Annotated in this window: 10 protein-coding genes; 6 read left to right on the forward strand and 4 right to left on the reverse strand. The window is 62.3% G+C overall.

The window, feature by feature from the left end:
• Window positions 1-65: 65 nt before the first annotated feature.
• The 3 genes from rplL (at window position 66) to rpoC (ending at window position 8,964) form a co-directional block, all read left to right on the forward strand.
• The gene (gene rplL, locus V6F88_RS10420) at window positions 66-446 is read left to right on the forward strand and encodes a 50S ribosomal protein L7/L12 (protein WP_006216571.1); all 381 of its coding nucleotides are present in this window, start codon (window positions 66-68) and stop codon (window positions 444-446) included.
• 161 nt (window positions 447-607) lie between these two features.
• The gene (gene rpoB, locus V6F88_RS10425) at window positions 608-4,720 is read left to right on the forward strand and encodes a DNA-directed RNA polymerase subunit beta (protein WP_050450098.1); all 4,113 of its coding nucleotides are present in this window, start codon (window positions 608-610) and stop codon (window positions 4,718-4,720) included.
• Entirely contained in the window at window positions 4,720-8,964 is a 4,245-nt protein-coding gene (gene rpoC, locus V6F88_RS10430) for a DNA-directed RNA polymerase subunit beta' (RefSeq protein WP_046806048.1), read from the forward strand. The genes rpoB and rpoC overlap by 1 nt, the downstream gene beginning before the upstream one ends.
• A gap of 109 nt (window positions 8,965-9,073) precedes the next feature.
• On the opposite strand, the gene V6F88_RS10435 is transcribed toward rpoC, so the two are convergent.
• Window positions 9,074-9,469, reverse strand: coding sequence for a TssQ family T6SS-associated lipoprotein (locus tag V6F88_RS10435; RefSeq protein WP_332609365.1), 396 nt, complete (start codon window positions 9,467-9,469; stop codon window positions 9,074-9,076).
• 154 nt (window positions 9,470-9,623) lie between these two features.
• Here V6F88_RS10435 and V6F88_RS10440 point away from each other — a divergent pair, with 154 nt between their 5' ends.
• On the forward strand, window positions 9,624-10,922 hold the full coding sequence (locus V6F88_RS10440; RefSeq protein WP_442880305.1) for a serine/threonine protein kinase: 1,299 nt from the start codon (window positions 9,624-9,626) through the stop codon (window positions 10,920-10,922).
• An 18-nt stretch (window positions 10,923-10,940) separates the two neighbouring features.
• Here the strand turns inward: V6F88_RS10440 and V6F88_RS10445 are convergent, their stop codons facing one another.
• Genes V6F88_RS10445 through V6F88_RS10455 form a run of 3 tightly spaced genes read right to left on the reverse strand, consistent with a single transcriptional unit; the run spans window position 10,941 to window position 15,158 of the window.
• Window positions 10,941-13,289 (reverse strand): CHASE2 domain-containing protein, encoded by a 2,349-nt coding sequence (locus V6F88_RS10445; RefSeq protein WP_332609369.1) that lies wholly within the window; start codon window positions 13,287-13,289, stop codon window positions 10,941-10,943.
• Window positions 13,290-13,298: 9 nt separating this feature from the next.
• Window positions 13,299-14,408, reverse strand: a complete 1,110-nt coding sequence (locus V6F88_RS10450; RefSeq protein ID WP_332609371.1) for a FecR domain-containing protein — start codon at window positions 14,406-14,408, stop codon at window positions 13,299-13,301.
• A 33-nt stretch (window positions 14,409-14,441) separates the two neighbouring features.
• Complete coding sequence (locus V6F88_RS10455; protein ID WP_332609373.1) at window positions 14,442-15,158, reverse strand: response regulator transcription factor; 717 nt, start codon at window positions 15,156-15,158, stop codon at window positions 14,442-14,444.
• Between the two features lie 259 nt (window positions 15,159-15,417).
• Here V6F88_RS10455 and V6F88_RS10460 point away from each other — a divergent pair, with 259 nt between their 5' ends.
• Window positions 15,418-16,119, forward strand: a complete 702-nt coding sequence (locus tag V6F88_RS10460) for a response regulator transcription factor (protein ID WP_332609375.1) — start codon at window positions 15,418-15,420, stop codon at window positions 16,117-16,119.
• Window positions 16,120-16,663: 544 nt separating this feature from the next.
• Window positions 16,664-17,041 carry a 30S ribosomal protein S12 gene (gene rpsL / locus V6F88_RS10465; RefSeq protein WP_005017264.1) on the forward strand — a complete coding sequence of 126 codons (378 nt, stop codon included), beginning with the start codon at window positions 16,664-16,666 and terminating at the stop codon, window positions 17,039-17,041.
• The last annotated feature ends 93 nt before the right edge of the window (window positions 17,042-17,134 follow it).

Below are 17,134 nucleotides of genomic sequence, written 5' to 3' on the forward strand. Positions count from 1 at the left end.
AATTCGCTGAACGACGAAGCGACACCCAAACCCTGGCATTACCAAAATATTTGGAGTTCTTAAAAATGGCACTTAACAAAGCTGAAATCCTTGACGCCATCGCTGGCATGACCGTGCTCGAGCTGTCCGAGCTGATCAAGGAAATGGAAGAGAAGTTCGGCGTGTCGGCTGCTGCCGCCGCTGTCGCTGTTGCTGCTCCCGCCGCTGGTGGCGCTGCTGCCGCTGCTGAAGAGCAAACCGAGTTCAACGTCGTCCTGCTGGAAGCCGGCGCGAACAAGGTCAGCGTCATCAAGGCCGTGCGCGAGCTGACCGGTCTGGGTCTGAAGGAAGCCAAGGACCTGGTTGACGGCGCTCCGAAGCCCGTCAAGGAAGCTGTGGCCAAGGCTGACGCCGAAGCCGCCAAGAAGAAGCTGGAAGAAGCTGGCGCCAAGGTCGAAGTCAAGTAAGACCTGCGTCAACTGCCCGGGGACAGCACAGTTTGCAGTCCCCGGGCTTTTGCGTTTCCAGGAAACCCCTACTGGGGGTATGCCCTTTCAGGGGGGTTTCCTGGAGTCGTATCACCTAGGGCCGTGGTTGACGGCCCATGCAACCTCGAGTCGGAGTGCTCATGCCTTACTCGTACACCGAAAAAAAGCGCATCCGCAAAAGCTTCGCCAAGCGTGAAGACGTTCAAAACGTTCCTTTCCTTTTGGCGACACAGCTTCAATCCTACCTAACTTTCCTGCAGGCGGATACCGCCCCGTCCGATCGCGTAGCCGACGGTTTGCAGGCGGCGTTCTCGTCGATTTTCCCGATCGTTAGTCACAACGGTATGGCGCGCTTGGAGTTCGTGAGCTACGTGCTCGGCGAACCGGTGTTCGATGTCAAGGAATGTCAGCAACGTGGTCTGACCTATGCCTCGCCCCTGCGAGCCAAGGTCCGCCTGGTGCTGCTTGACCGCGAAGTCAGCAAGCCGACCGTGAAAGAAGTGAAGGAACAAGAAGTCTACATGGGCGAAATTCCGCTCATGACGGGCACGGGTTCCTTCGTCATCAATGGCACCGAGCGTGTCATCGTGTCGCAGCTGCACCGTTCGCCTGGCGTGTTCTTCGAACACGACCGCGGCAAAACGCACAGCTCCGGCAAGCTTCTGTTCTCGGCCCGCGTGATTCCTTACCGCGGCTCGTGGCTGGACTTCGAATTCGACCCGAAGGACGTTCTGTTCTTCCGCGTCGACCGTCGTCGCAAGATGCCTGTCACGATCCTGTGCAAGGCCATCGGCATGACGCCGGAATCCATCCTGGCCAACTTCTTCGACTTCGATAACTTCGAACTCAAGAGCGAAGGCGCGATGATGGAATTCGTGCCCGAGCGTTGGAAGGGCGAAATGGCCCGTTTCGACATCTCGGACCGCGATGGCAAGGTCATCGTCGAAAAAGACAAGCGCATCAATGCCAAGCATTTGCGCGACCTGGCTGCCGGCGGCATCCAGCGCATCTCCGTGCCGGAAGACTTCCTGTACGGCCGCGTGCTGGCCAAGAACATCGTTGACGAAGATACCGGCGAAGTCATCGCCAACGCCAACGACGAAATCACGGAAAGCGTGCTGGGCGCCCTGCGCGCCTCGAACGTCTACGACATCCAGACGCTCTACACGAACGATCTGGACCGTGGTCCGTACATCTCGCAAACCCTGCGCACCGATGAAACCGCCGACCAGATGGCCGCGCGTGTTGCCATCTACCGCATGATGCGTCCTGGCGAGCCGCCCACCGAAGAAGCGGTGGAAGCGCTGTTCCAACGTCTGTTCTACAGCGAAGAGACGTACGATCTGTCGCGCGTGGGCCGTATGAAGGTCAACAGCCGTCTGGGCCGTGGTGAAGACATCACCGGTCCGATGACGCTGACCAACGAAGACATCCTTGAGACCATCAAGGTGCTGGTTGAACTGCGTAACGGCCGTGGCCAGATCGATGACATCGATCACTTGGGCAACCGTCGCGTGCGTTGCGTTGGCGAACTGGCCGAAAACCAGTTCCGCGCCGGCTTGGTGCGTGTCGAGCGCGCCGTCAAGGAACGTCTGGGCCAGGCCGAGACCGAAAACCTGATGCCGCACGACCTGATCAACTCCAAGCCGATCTCGGCTGCCATCAAGGAGTTCTTCGGTTCGAGCCAGCTGTCGCAGTTCATGGACCAAACCAACCCGTTGTCGGAAATCACGCACAAGCGTCGCGTTTCCGCACTGGGCCCGGGCGGTCTGACCCGCGAGCGCGCCGGCTTTGAAGTCCGCGACGTGCACCCGACCCACTACGGTCGCGTCTGCCCGATCGAAACGCCGGAAGGCCCGAACATCGGTCTGATCAACTCCATGGCGCTGTACGCTCGCTTGAACGAGTACGGCTTCCTGGAAACGCCTTACCGCAAGATTATCGACGGCCGCGTCAGCGAGCAGATCGATTACCTGTCGGCCATCGAAGAAAGCCACTACGTCATTGCACAGGCTAACGCCGCGCTGGACGAGCAGGGCGCCTTCGTTGACGACCTTGTCGCTTGCCGTGAAGCAGGCGAAACGATGCTGACCTCGCCGGCCAACGTGCATTACATGGACGTTGCCCCGTCGCAGATCGTGTCGGTGGCCGCTTCGCTGATTCCGTTCCTTGAGCACGACGACGCGAACCGCGCACTGATGGGCGCCAACATGCAACGTCAGGCCGTGCCTTGCCTGCGTCCGGAAAAGCCGGTCGTGGGTACCGGTATCGAACGCACCGTGGCCGTTGACTCGGGCACGACCGTGCAAGCACTGCGTGGCGGCCTGGTCGACCACGTTGACGCCGAGCGCGTCGTGATTCGCGTGAACGACGAAGAAAACGTCGCCGGCGAAGTCGGTGTCGATATCTACAACCTGATCAAGTACACCCGTTCCAACCAGAACACGAACATCAACCAGCGTCCTATCGTCAAGCGTGGCGACAAGGTCGCCAAGGGCGACGTGCTGGCTGACGGCGCATCGACCGACCTGGGCGAACTCGCCCTGGGTCAGAACATGCTGATCGCGTTCATGCCGTGGAACGGCTACAACTTCGAAGATTCGATCTTGATCTCCGAAAAGGTTGTTGCCGATGACCGCTACACCTCGGTCCACATCGAGGAACTGACGGTTGTCGCCCGCGACACGAAGCTGGGTCCGGAAGAAATCACGCGCGACATCAGCAACCTGGCTGAGACGCAACTGAACCGTCTGGACGATTCGGGCATCACGTACATCGGCGCCGAAGTCAGCGCCGACGACGTGCTGGTCGGCAAGGTCACGCCCAAGGGCGAAACCCAGCTGACGCCGGAAGAAAAGCTGCTGCGCGCCATCTTCGGTGAAAAGGCGTCCGACGTTAAGGACACCTCGCTGCGCGTGCCTTCGGGCATGACCGGCACCGTGATCGACGTGCAAGTGTTCACGCGTGAAGGCATCGTGCGCGACAAGCGCGCCCAGTCCATCATTGACGATGAACTGCGCCGCTATCGCCAAGACCTGAACGACCAGCTGCGCATCGTTGAAAACGACCAGTTCGACCGTATCGAAAAGATGCTGGTCAACAAGACCGTCAACGGCGGCCCGCGCAAGCTGGCCAAGGGCGCCACGATCACCAAGGCTTACCTGGCTGATCTGGACCGCTGGCAGTGGTTCGACATCCGTCTGGCCGATGAGCCGCACGCTGTCGTGCTGGAGCAAGCCAAGGAATCGCTGGAGCAAAAGCGTCACCAGTTTGATCTGGCCTTCGAAGAGAAGCGCAAGAAGCTGACGCAGGGCGACGAGCTGCCCCCGGGCGTGCTGAAGATGATCAAGGTCTACCTGGCCGTGAAGCGTCGTCTGCAACCTGGCGACAAGATGGCAGGCCGTCACGGTAACAAGGGCGTGGTCTCGCGTATCACCCCGGTGGAAGACATGCCGCACATGGCTGACGGCACGCCGGCCGACATCGTTCTGAACCCGCTGGGCGTGCCCTCGCGGATGAACGTCGGTCAGGTGCTGGAAGTGCACTTGGGCTGGGCTGCCAAGGGCGTGGGCCACCGCATTGCCGATCTGCTGCGCGACGAGCGCACTGCGCAGGTCAAGAACGTCCGTGCCTACCTGGACAAGGTCTACAACACGACCGGTTCCGGCGCCCGCATCGACGAGCTGACCGACGAAGAAGTCATGGAAATGGCCCAGAACCTCAAGAACGGCGTGCCGTTCGCGACGCCCGTCTTCGACGGCGCGACCGAAGAGGAAATCACCACGATGCTGGAGCTGGCCTATCCGGACGACGTCGCCGAGCGCATGGCACTGACGCCTTCGCGTACGCAGGCATGGCTGTTTGACGGCCGCACGGGCGAGAAATTCGAGCGCCCCGTGACGGTTGGCTACATGCACTACCTGAAGCTGCACCACTTGGTCGACGACAAGATGCACGCGCGTTCGACGGGTCCGTACTCGCTGGTCACGCAGCAGCCGCTGGGTGGTAAGGCGCAGTTCGGTGGTCAGCGTTTCGGGGAAATGGAAGTGTGGGCGCTGGAAGCATACGGCGCCGCGTACACCCTGCAAGAAATGCTGACGGTGAAGTCGGACGACATCACCGGCCGTACCAAGGTATACGAAAACATCGTCAAGGGCGACCACGTCATCGACGCCGGCATGCCGGAATCGTTCAACGTGCTGGTGAAGGAAATCCGCTCGTTGGCCCTGGACATGGATTTGGAGCGTAACTAATGAAAGCGCTACTCGACCTATTTAAGCAAGTCTCGCAAGACGAGCAATTCGATGCCATCAAGATCGGCATCGCCTCGCCCGAGAAGATCCGTTCGTGGTCTTACGGCGAAGTTCGCAAGCCCGAGACCATCAACTACCGCACGTTCAAGCCTGAACGCGACGGTCTGTTCTGCTCCAAGATCTTTGGCCCGATCAAAGACTACGAGTGCTTGTGCGGCAAGTACAAGCGCCTGAAGCATCGTGGCGTGATCTGCGAAAAGTGCGGCGTTGAAGTTACCGTTGCCAAGGTTCGCCGTGAACGCATGGGCCACATCGAGCTGGCCAGCCCCGTCGCGCACATCTGGTTCTTGAAGAGCCTGCCGTCGCGTCTGGGCATGGTGCTCGACATGACCCTGCGCGACATCGAACGCGTTCTGTACTTCGAAGCCTGGTGCGTGATCGAACCTGGCATGACGCCGCTCAAGCGCGGCCAGATCATGTCGGACGACGATTTCCTCGCCAAGACCGAAGAATACGGCGACGATTTCCGTGCCCTGATGGGCGCGGAAGCCGTGCGCGAACTGCTGCGCACCATCGACATCGACCGCGAAGTGGAAACGCTGCGCGGCGAGTTGAAGGCCACCAGCTCTGAAGCCAAGATCAAGAAGATTTCCAAGCGCCTGAAGGTGCTGGAAGGCTTCCAGAAGTCGGGCATCAAGGCCGAGTGGATGGTCATGGAAGTGCTGCCCGTGCTGCCGCCGGACCTGCGTCCGCTGGTGCCGCTGGACGGCGGCCGCTTCGCGACCTCCGACCTGAACGACCTGTACCGCCGCGTCATCAACCGCAACAACCGCTTGAAGCGCCTGCTGGAGCTCAAGGCGCCGGAAATCATCCTGCGCAACGAAAAGCGGATGCTGCAGGAAGCCGTAGACTCGCTGCTGGACAACGGTCGCCGTGGCAAGGCCATGACGGGCGCCAACAAGCGCCAGCTGAAGTCCCTGGCCGACATGATCAAGGGCAAGAGCGGTCGTTTCCGTCAGAACCTGCTGGGCAAGCGCGTCGACTACTCGGGCCGTTCGGTCATCGTGGTGGGCCCGCAGCTCAAGCTGCATCAGTGCGGTCTGCCCAAGCTGATGGCCCTGGAACTGTTCAAGCCGTTCATCTTCAATCGTCTGGAGATGATGGGCCTGGCCACGACCATCAAGGCTGCCAAGAAGCTGGTGGAAAGCCAGGAACCGGTGGTCTGGGACATCCTGGAAGAAGTCATCCGCGAACACCCGGTCATGCTGAACCGTGCCCCCACGCTGCACCGTTTGGGCATCCAGGCGTTCGAGCCGGTCCTGATCGAAGGCAAGGCCATCCAGCTGCACCCGCTGGTTTGCGCGGCGTTCAACGCCGACTTCGACGGTGACCAGATGGCTGTCCACGTGCCGCTGTCGCTGGAAGCCCAGCTGGAAGCGCGCACGCTGATGCTGGCGTCCAACAACGTGCTGTTCCCGGCCAACGGCGAACCGTCGATCGTGCCGTCCCAAGACATCGTGTTGGGTCTGTACTACACGACGCGTGAGCGCATCAACGGCCGCGGCGAAGGCATTTTCTTCACCGACGTCGCTGAAGTGCAGCGCGCCTATGACAACGGCGAAGTCGAACTGCAATCCCGCGTGACCGTGCGTCTGAAAGAGCACGAGCGCGACGAGGCTGGCGAATGGCAACCCGTGATCCGCCGTCATGAAACGACGGTCGGCCGCGCGCTGCTGTCCGAGATTCTGCCGAAGGGTCTGCCCTTCACGGTCCTGAACAAGGCCCTGAAGAAGAAGGAAATCTCGCGCCTGATCAACCAGTCGTTCCGCCGTTGCGGCCTGCGCGACACGGTGATCTTCGCCGACAAGCTGATGCAGTCCGGCTTCAAGCTGGCCACGCGCGGTGGTATCTCGATCGCCATGGGCGACATGCTGATCCCGACCGCCAAGGAAGGCATCCTGGCCGAAGCCAGCCGCGAAGTGAAGGAAATCGACAAGCAGTACTCGTCGGGTCTGGTCACGTCCCAGGAACGCTACAACAACGTTGTGGACATCTGGGGCAAGGCTGGCGACAAGGTCGGCAAGGCCATGATGGAACAACTGGCTACCGAGCCGGTTGTGAACCGTCATGGCGAAGAAGTGCGCCAGGAATCGTTCAACTCGATCTACATGATGGCTGACTCGGGCGCCCGCGGTTCGGCCGCCCAGATCCGCCAGCTGGCCGGTATGCGCGGCCTGATGGCCAAGCCGGACGGCTCGATTATCGAAACGCCCATTACCGCGAACTTCCGTGAAGGTCTGAACGTGCTTCAGTACTTCATCTCGACTCACGGTGCGCGTAAGGGTCTGGCCGATACGGCACTGAAGACCGCGAACTCGGGTTACCTGACTCGTCGTCTGGTCGACGTGACGCAAGACTTGGTGATCACCGAGGACGATTGCGGTACGTCGCTGGGCTACAACATGAAGGCCCTGGTGGAAGGTGGTGAAGTCATCGAACCGCTGCGCGACCGCATCCTCGGTCGTGTTGCCGCCGTGGACATCATCAACCCGGACACGCAGGAAACGGCCATCGTTGCCGGCACCCTGCTGGACGAAGATCTGGTCGACACCATCGACCGCATCGGCGTGGACGAAGTCAAGGTCCGCACCCCGCTGACGTGCGAAACGCGTCACGGTCTGTGCGCACACTGCTACGGCCGCGATCTGGGTCGCGGTTCGCCGGTCAACCAAGGCGAGGCAGTGGGCGTTATCGCTGCCCAGTCGATCGGTGAACCGGGCACGCAGCTCACGATGCGTACGTTCCACATCGGCGGCGCCGCGTCGCGTTCGGCCCTGGCCAGCGCGGTGGAAACGAAGTCCAGCGGTCTGGTTGGCTTTGCCAGCACGATGCGCTATGTCACGAACGCCAAGGGCGAACGCGTTGCGATTTCGCGCTCGGGCGAACTGGCGATCTTCGATGACAACGGCCGCGAACGCGAACGCCACAAGATCCCGTACGGCGCGACCGTGCTGGTGGGCGATGGCGAAGCCGTGAAGGCTGGCGCGCGTCTGGCGACGTGGGACCCGCTGACCCGTCCGATCGTGTCGGAATACGGTGGCGCCGTCCGCTTCGAGAACATCGAAGAAGGCGTGACCGTTGCCAAGCAGGTGGACGAAGTCACCGGCCTGTCGACGCTCGTCGTCATCACGCCGAAGACCCGTGGCGGCAAGATCGTCATGCGTCCGCAGATCAAGCTGGTCAACGAGGCCGGCGAAGACGTCAAGATCGCCGGCACCGATCACTCGGTGAACATCTCGTTCCCGGTGGGCGCGCTGATTACCGTGCGTGACGGCCAGCAGGTTGCCGTGGGTGAAGTTCTGGCGCGTATTCCGCAAGAATCGCAAAAGACCCGCGACATTACCGGCGGTCTGCCGCGTGTGGCAGAACTGTTCGAAGCCCGTTCGCCGAAGGACGCCGGCATGCTCGCCGACGTTACCGGTACGGTGTCGTTCGGTAAGGACACGAAGGGCAAGCAGCGTCTGGTCATCACCGACCTGGAAGGCGTGAGCCACGAGTTCCTGATTCCGAAGGAAAAGCAGGTTCTGGTGCACGACGGCCAAGTGGTGAACAAGGGCGAAATGATCGTGGACGGCCCGGCCGATCCTCACGACATCCTGCGCCTGCAAGGCATCGAGAAGCTGGCGACGTACATCGTCGACGAAGTGCAGGACGTGTACCGTCTGCAAGGCGTGAAGATCAACGACAAGCACATCGAAGTGATTGTTCGTCAGATGCTGCGTCGTGTGAACATCGTTGACGCTGGTGACACCGAGTTCATCCCGGGCGAGCAAGTCGAGCGCTCTGAACTGCTGAACGCCAACGATCGCATGGCTGCCGAAGACCGCATCCCGGCAACCTACGACAACGTGCTGCTGGGTATCACGAAGGCCTCGCTGTCGACCGACTCGTTCATTTCGGCCGCTTCGTTCCAGGAAACCACGCGTGTCCTGACCGAAGCCGCCATCATGGGCAAGCGCGACGATCTGCGTGGCCTGAAGGAAAACGTCATCGTCGGCCGCCTCATCCCGGCGGGTACCGGCCTGGCTTACCACCACGCACGCCGCGACAAGGAAGAGCTGGAGGCCGCGGAACGCGAAGCCGCTCGCCAGCAGGCCAACCCGTTCGAAGACTCGCCGGTTACGGTGGGTGCGGACGATCAGGCCCCGGCTTCCGACGCCGGCACGGACGATTCCGCCGAATAAGCGGAATCCCGTACAGTTTCCCGCGCGCTGGGTTGGCGCGGGGGGCTGCAAGCAAAAAGGCCGCTGATGCGAATCAGCGGCCTTTTTTTTATTCCCGGGCAGGTAGCGATTATCTGGCTGCCTGGCTGCGGGCGCGTTGGAAGACGGGCCCCCAGGACGGATGGCCGGCTTCGTTGGGAGCGAGTTCGAATGCAGGGTCCAGCGCCAGGATCCGGGCGAAGCTGTCTTCGCACAATTGGGTGTAGCGGCTGACGCAATAGCTGAACGCCTGCAACTTGTAAGCTTCGATGCGGACGGCTTTGGTGGATGAGGCCAAGGTATCCGAGGTAGCGACCGTTCGGATGACTTCCCCATACCGGCCCGCGCCGTAGGTGTCCCGGACTTGTTGCAATTGCGCCAGGGCGTCGGCGGTGGGGGGGCTTTCCGGTTTCTGGGACGAGATCCCGGCGCAGCCCGCCAGCATCACTGTCGCGCCGAGCAGACTGCTCAGAAGGCGATTTTTCATAGCTTATAAGGGGGGTAGGAAGAATGGGTGAAACGCCATCGTGCCACAGCCTGATGCGCTCGGACATTTTCGGCAATGTCCTGGTGTTGCGAATTGGATAATATTCACGCTATTCCATCTTCGCACCAGTCCGCGCATGAGCGCAATTCCCATGATGTCTACGTCCACCGGCCTGCTGACGCCGCGTGGCCCTTTCTCTGGCGCCGCGCCCCTGGCTTTGCGTCCACTTAGCGCTATTGCCGCCAGCATGGCGGGTGGTGTGCCGGAATCGCGTATCAAGCGGCTGGTCTCCGACCTGCTGCCGTCCCTGATCGCCTTGCACGCTCAAAGCGAGATCTGCGGCGATATCACGCTGGATACGGTGGGCATGGACGAAAACGCGCGGGCGCATCTGCTGCCCGAGCTTGTCGTGGCGCGCTCGCGCCGTGCCAGCCGCAGCCCGACCCCAGGGTTTGCACCGTTTGAACTCTATACGGATTCGATGGAATGGCCTCGGGGGTCGTGGAGCGACATCTACGCGCTGTGCGCCGTGATGCATGCATTGGTAACAGGCCACCGGCCCCCACCAGCGCCCGAGCGTCGGGCAACTGATTCCTACGAGCCCCTGACTTCGTTGGGCCTGTCGAAATACAACCCGGATTTTCTGGCCGTGATCGATCGCGGCCTGGCCATGTCGCCGGCTGACCGACCGCAGACGCTAGCCGAAATGGCGGCCTTGCTGGGCGTGGCCGCCTACATAGAACCGGCGGCAAGTGAAGACGAGCCCACGGCTGCGGACGGTCATTCCGTGCCGCCCGCCGCCGCGTCGGCAATGCGCAAGCCGGCACGCAACCGCCGCCCGCTACTTGCCTTGCTTGCCCTTCTGGCGTTGATCGGCCTGGCGGCGTATGGCTGGTTTCATTGGGGCGCGGGCGCGCCCAACGCGCTGATCACCAGTTCGGAAGTCGTCATGCCGAACCCGCCGGCCGTGCGCCCGATGCCGCAGCCCGCGGCGCCGCCTGCCGCTTCCAGCTTGCCGCCTGCCACCGCTGCGCAAGAGGCGCCGACACCGCCGCCAGTTGTGTCGGGAGCGGGAGCGGAATCGACGACGCAGCCGACCATCCAGAATAGCGCCGCGACGGCAAACGTTCCGGCCGAACCGTCTGTTTTGCCTGCCGCCGGCCCGCCGGCTCCGACGCAAGGCGCGGCCGCTTCAAACGCAGCGACGCCGACCGAAGAAGCGCCCAAACCCAAGCCTCTGGCAGTACCGGTCACCGTGCGACTGGATATTCGCCCTTGGGGCGAAGTCTGGGTAAATGGGGTGGCACGCGGAATCAGTCCGCCCGTCAAGGAAATACGCCTGATTCCGGGCAAGTACCAGGTGGTCCTGCGCAATGCAGACCTGCCACCTTATCGGGCGACGATCGAAATCAAGGCCGGCAAGCCCGCGGTGATTTCTCACGTTTTCCAGTAGGCGCTGGGGCAAGCTCCGTCACGCTGATTCCGCGGCCGGCGCAGCGGCCTCTGAAGCCGCGTCCGGCGCGACGGGCAGGCAAAAGGTAAACACCGATCCGACGCCGATCGTGCTGCTGACTTGCACCGATCCTCCGTGGCGCTCGGCCACGGTACGCACGAACGCCAGGCCCAGGCCGGCGCCGCCCACATCATTCCGGTTTTCCACGCCCACGCGCGAAAAGGGTTCGAACAGGCGCGCAAGATCGGACTCGGCGATGCCCTGGCCTTGATCCCGGATGGTCACGCACCAGAACCCCGGCGATGCGTCGATCGCGCACTCGATGCAGGTCTGAGGCGCACTGTATTTGATCGCGTTGTCGATCAGGTTGCACAGCGCGCGCATCAACAGCGTCTGGTCGCCGCGTATGTAGGCCACGGGCAACGGCGTGCGCAGCCGAAGCGTAATGCCGCGCTTGTGCGCCGATGCCCAGAACTCGTCCACGCCGTCTTGCAGCAGGCTGCCCAGATCAAGCTCGACGGCGCTGATCGTCATGGATTCCGCCCGCGTCAGATGCACGAAGTCGTCCACCAGATGCAGTGTGCGGTTGGCCAATGTTGCAATGCGCGCCAGCGTCTCGCCCTGACCATCGTGCACGCCACTTTCCTGCTTCATCTCCACCAGCGCCAGGATGGAACTTTGCGGCGCGCGCATGTCGTGCGATATGAATCGCAGCGTCTCTTCGCGCTGGCGCTCGGCCTGGCGAATGCGGGAAATATCGGTCAGGGTAGCCACCGTGCCGGCAAAATCGCCTTCGGCGGTATGGATGGGGGCGCACTTCAGGATAAGGTCCCGACCGGCGTAGTCGCGCACTTCCAGATCGGCGGTCCAGCGCGTCGAATCGTCCGTCGGCAGTTGGCCGCGCAACGCGTCGGCCACGCGCTGTCGCGTCGTGGCGTCGGATATGGTCTTTTCCAACAAGTGCGTGGCGGGGTGGCCCACGCGGGGTGGCCGCATGCCAAGCCGCTGAAAATACATGACCGCGGCCTGGTTACGAAACTGCATGCGCCCGTCCTGGTCGAACACCAGCGTGGCGTCGGGCATGCCATCCAGCCCGTCAGCCAGGAAGCGCCGCAGGTTGCGCACGCGTTCCAATGCACGTTGAAGCTCGCCCACGCGGCTTTCCAGCGACGCGTTCGGGCCGGTGAGCTGGGCCCGCGCTTCGTTCAGCACCGGCGGATATTCACGTTGAAGGCGCCGCAGTTCGTAGTCCATGTAGCGCAAGGCGGCTTCCTGGCTGCGCCAGCTCCACAGTGGATAGCAAAGCGCAACGCCGACAAGCGCGGCGGTCGGCGCGAACCATAGGCTGGCGTACGCCAGTAGCAACCACGACGCGATCAGTACGCAGGCGATCAGTGCAATGCTGACCAGCAGGGCGCGCTTGGGCGACAGCCGCCACAGCGCCAGGCAAGCAAGCAACACCGGTAGAACAGAAAACAGTGCGTTCCAGGCGGCTGCCGGCCGCTGGTAGAACAGGCCGTCGCGCCCCGCCTGCATCAGGTTGGCGATGATTTCAACGCCCGACATTCCGCTAAGGTCGTGCGACACCGGTGTCGGATACGCGTCACCCAGCCCCGTTGCCCACGCACCCACCAGCACGTACTTTCCTCGCAATTCTTCAGGCGGGATGTCGCCGCGCAGCACCGCCAGGTACGAGACGGTGCGCATGTGACCCGCCGGGCCGGCGTAGGGAATCAGGATGTCGCTGCTGGGGGCGGCGCGTTGCAGCAGGCGTTCCACCTGGTCGGCCTGTCCGCCGATGTCCAACATGGACAGGGCCATGTGCATGTAGGGCGCGCCCGCGAACTGGGCGGTCAGCGACGCTTCTCGTACAACGCCGTCCGGGTCTACGCGCGCGTTGATAAAGCCGCTGGCTGCCGCGGCATTGCCCACGACGGCAATGGGTGAGGACATGGCCGATGGATTGTTCAAGCGGTCCAGCACCACCGGCAAGACGGTTCTGCCGTTGCGCAAAATGCTCTGGGCCAGGATGGCGTCGTCGTTGGGATTGACCGTGTCGCTTTCCGCGAAGATCAAGTCCAGGCCGACCGCGCGGGCACCTTGCAGGCGGTCCATCAAGGCGGCGTGGATCGCGCGGCGCCATGGCCATCGGCCCAGTGTCTCTATGCTGACATCGTCGATCGCGACGATCAGAATGTCGGGGTCGGCGGGTCGTCCCGTCAGGGTGAGGGCGCGGTCGTAAAGTATCTGATCGACGCGGCCCAAGCCGTTCAATAAGCCCAGCAGCGCCGCCAAAACCCCCAGAATCACCGTCAGCCACAGCCCTGAGCGCGAGGTCCGGTCGAGGGCGTCGGTGGCGTCGGCCATGGGTGGGCCCTAGTACTCGGTCAGCGTGATGAATCCGCCGCTGCCGCTGCTGACGCCCAGGCCGGACGACGTCATCAATTGGTTTGCGCCTTCGAACGTTGCAACCGCGTCCTGGCCGCGCAAGCCCAGCTCGTCGACCGCGCGCACGGATACGTAGTACGTACCGGGCCCAGGGGCCCGGAACTGAATGTCGTTTGCGGCGAAGCTTTCGGATGACACGGGCAGGGCGCCTTCCGCATCGCGCGAAACACGTACCAGGTAGCTTTGGGCGCCCGGCACCGGTGCGAACGCGCTCGTCCATGCGCCACCGCCCCGACGCGTGGGCTGGCCGAGTTCTGGCGCGGCCAGCAGTAGGCGCACGCCCGACATGCTGCCGTCGTTGCGCACTGCGGCGCCATAGCCACGAGCCACCGCGACCGGCTTGCTGGGTGCCGTGCCCTGCGCATGCGCTTGCAAGCGCACGCTGCCTTCCAACACTTCGCTTTGCACGCCGCCGGTGCCGCTTTGCACGCGGAACCGTGTGCCGCGCACGCCGGTCACGGCGACCGGCGTCCGGATCTCAAAACGGCCCACGCCTTGTCCGGTGGGGGCGACGGTGGATTCAACACCGCCGCGCTGGACGTTGATGACCGAGTCGGTCAGCGCGGTGCCTTCAAACTGGCGCAGCCGGGACAATTCAACGGCCCCCCCGGCAGGCAACGTCAGCTTGGATCCGTCCGCAAGTTCTAACGTGACAAAGCCGTTTGGCGAGGTCACGACCTTGCTGCCTTCCGAGACGCTTGTTCCCGCTTGCAGTGCCTTGCCATTCACATCCGCTTGCCCGCTGACATGCACAACGCGCGCCGGCGCGGGCCGTACCGGAATCATCGACAGCGGGATCCGCAGTTCAAGGCCGATCGGCAATTGCTCGGGCTTGTCGACCTTGTTCACCGTTTGCAGCCGCGTCCAGTTGGCTTGGTTGCGGGTGTATTGCGTGGCCAGCTCTATCAGGGTGTCACCCGGGCGGATGCGGTAGATGAAATCATCGCCCAATGCGCCCGCGGGCTGGCTATGCGCCACGCCGGACACGGTCAGGCAGCAGAGCAGGGCAAGCGAAGAAAGCGCGCGGCAGCGGCTCATAGGTCGGGTTCTCCAGGAAAGCGCGCGTAGCGTCTATGACGGGTTGGTGACGCTGTCGTCAGCGGCGCTTATCAATTCCAACCGGTAGCCAAGGGCATACGACGAGCTCAGGCGCACGCCGTGCTCGGGGCGGATCTGGAGCTTTTGACGGATGTTGGACAGATGCGTGTCCAGCGTGCGGGACGTGGCGGGGATTTCGCGGTTCCAGACGCATTCGGCCAGCACGTCGCGCGACATCAGCCGGCCCAGGTTGCGAAAGAAAAGCAGCGCCAGCTCGAATTCCTTGGGCGCCAGCGACACGGGGGCGCCGTGCAATGAAATGACGCGCGCCGCGGGCTCGATGCGGTAATGCGCGACCTCAATTGCATCCTTGGCGGGCTCGGCGATCTGGCTGCGTCGCAACAGCGCTGCCACGCGTGCCAGCAACTCCAGCGGACGTAGCGGCTTGACGATGTAATCGTCGGCGCCCGCGCGCAGCCCTTCGACCAGATCATCTTCCGACGAGCGATTGGTCAAGAAGATAACCGGTACGCGCGGACCGATATTGGCGCGCAGCCAGCGCACCACATCGTCACCGTCAATGTCTGGCAGGTGCCAATCCAGCAGCACCAGATCAAAATTCTCGGTGCGCAACGCGGCCAACAGGTCCCGGCTCTGGTGATAACTGAGGCACGTGTAACCCGCAGCGGTCAGCACTTGGTGAATGCGCCGGGCTTGGTCTAGATCGTCTTCCAGCGACGCGATTTTCATCGGAAGTTCTCGCGGAGTTTTGCCACTTCTGCGCGCGCGTTGGCGGCCTGATGCAAAGGTGAGCGAATTTGTGTAAACGAATGATAACTCGCTGAGGTCCGTGTCTGGCTACGTTGTGGCAAGAACTGTCAAACATTGCAAAGTTAACGAATCTTGACTGGAGTTGTTGCGTAACACCGCGCCACACTGTCTCAACCGTCCCCTGCGCCGACGTTACAAACGTCGGGTGCGCGGGCTCGGGTCAGAGGTGGAATTAGCTATGAATCAATTGCGCATACTTATGATGTCGCCGGACGAGGTCGCCCAAAACGCCGCCGTGTCCGCCTTGCTGCAAGCTGGAATTTCCGCGCGCGGATGTTCGACATCCCTTGAGCTTTTCGGGTTGCTCAATAGCGGCACCTACGATGCCGTGATCCTCGATGTGGGGGCGATGGGCGAAATCGGTTATGCCCTGGTTGCCCGCTTGCACGGATCTTCGTCGATGGGAATCGTGGTCACCGGCCGGGGCATGTCCGTGGACAGCCGGCTGCGTTGCTTGCAGAGCGGCGCCGACGCCTGTCTGCCGGAACCCCAGGATCCGCGCGAACTGTCCTGCATCCTGTTGGCGCTGGCGCGCCGCCTGCCCGCAACCCCAGCCGACCAGGTCGACGAGGAGCCGGTCACCGGCCAATGGGAATTGCGCGACCAGGGGTGGACGCTGGCCGCCCCGTCGGGCGCCACGATTTCGCTGTCGGCTAACGAGCGCCTTATCGTGCGCTCATTGCTGGAAGTGGCGGGCAGGGCAGTGGGACGCTCGGAACTGGGCGACGAGCTTCGGGTGGAAGGCGGCGGCGTGCGATCAAGCGGATCGCGCAGCATCGACGTGATCGTCAGCCGGCTGCGGCGCAAGGCGGAATTGGCCGGCGTGATGTTGCCCATCCGCACCGTCTACGGCAGCGGTTACTTGTTCGCCGACCATTAGCCCGCGCCTGGGGCTACACTGCGCGGTAGGCCAAAAAATACTCATGGTTTACCCCAGGACGGCAACGTCCGACGAGTACGGCTTGGCGTGTTTCAAAGGGTCGGATCCGTCCGGCTACATGACCCCATTTTGCGCCAGCCGGCCCTAAGTCGCCGCCTTTTTGTCGCCAACGCGCGGCGTGCGGGGGCTTACAAAAAACTTTGACAGTACGCCTTGATCTCAGTTATGCTAAAGGGCTTACTGCTTTATTTCGCGCGCAAAATCTGTACGCAAAAGGCAAACAGTTCAAGAACTTAGTCCAGGATCTGAAACCAGGTGCGTCACGAGCCTTCGGTTTTCGGTCCATCAGTTGCGACTTCGTCCTTGAATGCCGGCCGCTATCAGTTTTGTGCGTTTGTCATGGTTTGTTGGCAAGCCCGCTCTTTTACGTATATGAACGTTTGAGGCGGTTTTGCGCGAACTGCCTTCTCCGAGAGAATTCACTGCTTGAGGAGACGAGTACGTAAGTACTTACCAGTGGTACGTAAAAGGGATTTCAAAGGTCATGCCTACCATTAGCCAACTCGTGCGCAAGCCGCGCGAAGTCAGCATCATCAAAAGCAAGAGCCCCGCGCTCGAAAACTGCCCGCAACGCCGCGGCGTGTGCACTCGCGTGTACACCACCACCCCCAAGAAGCCGAACTCCGCTCTGCGCAAGGTTGCCAAAGTGCGTCTGACCAACGGTTACGAAGTCATTTCGTACATCGGCGGTGAAGGCCACAACCTGCAAGAGCACTCGGTGGTTCTGGTGCGTGGCGGTCGTGTGAAGGACTTGCCCGGTGTGCGTTATCACATCGTGCGCGGTTCCCTCGACCTGCAAGGCGTCAAGGATCGTAAGCAAGCCCGCTCGAAGTACGGCGCCAAGCGCCCGAAGAAGGCTTAATAACGAGTCAGCAGTAACCCCGTGTGGCGGAAGCCCGTCACTAGGGAAGTGCGACCGCGCCCTCCGGATTTTGGGAAGGAGCGCGGCACGTAA

Origin of the sequence: Achromobacter sp. ESBL13 (assembly GCF_036668755.1) — a bacterium.
Taxonomy (GTDB): Bacteria; Pseudomonadota; Gammaproteobacteria; order Burkholderiales; family Burkholderiaceae_B; genus Achromobacter.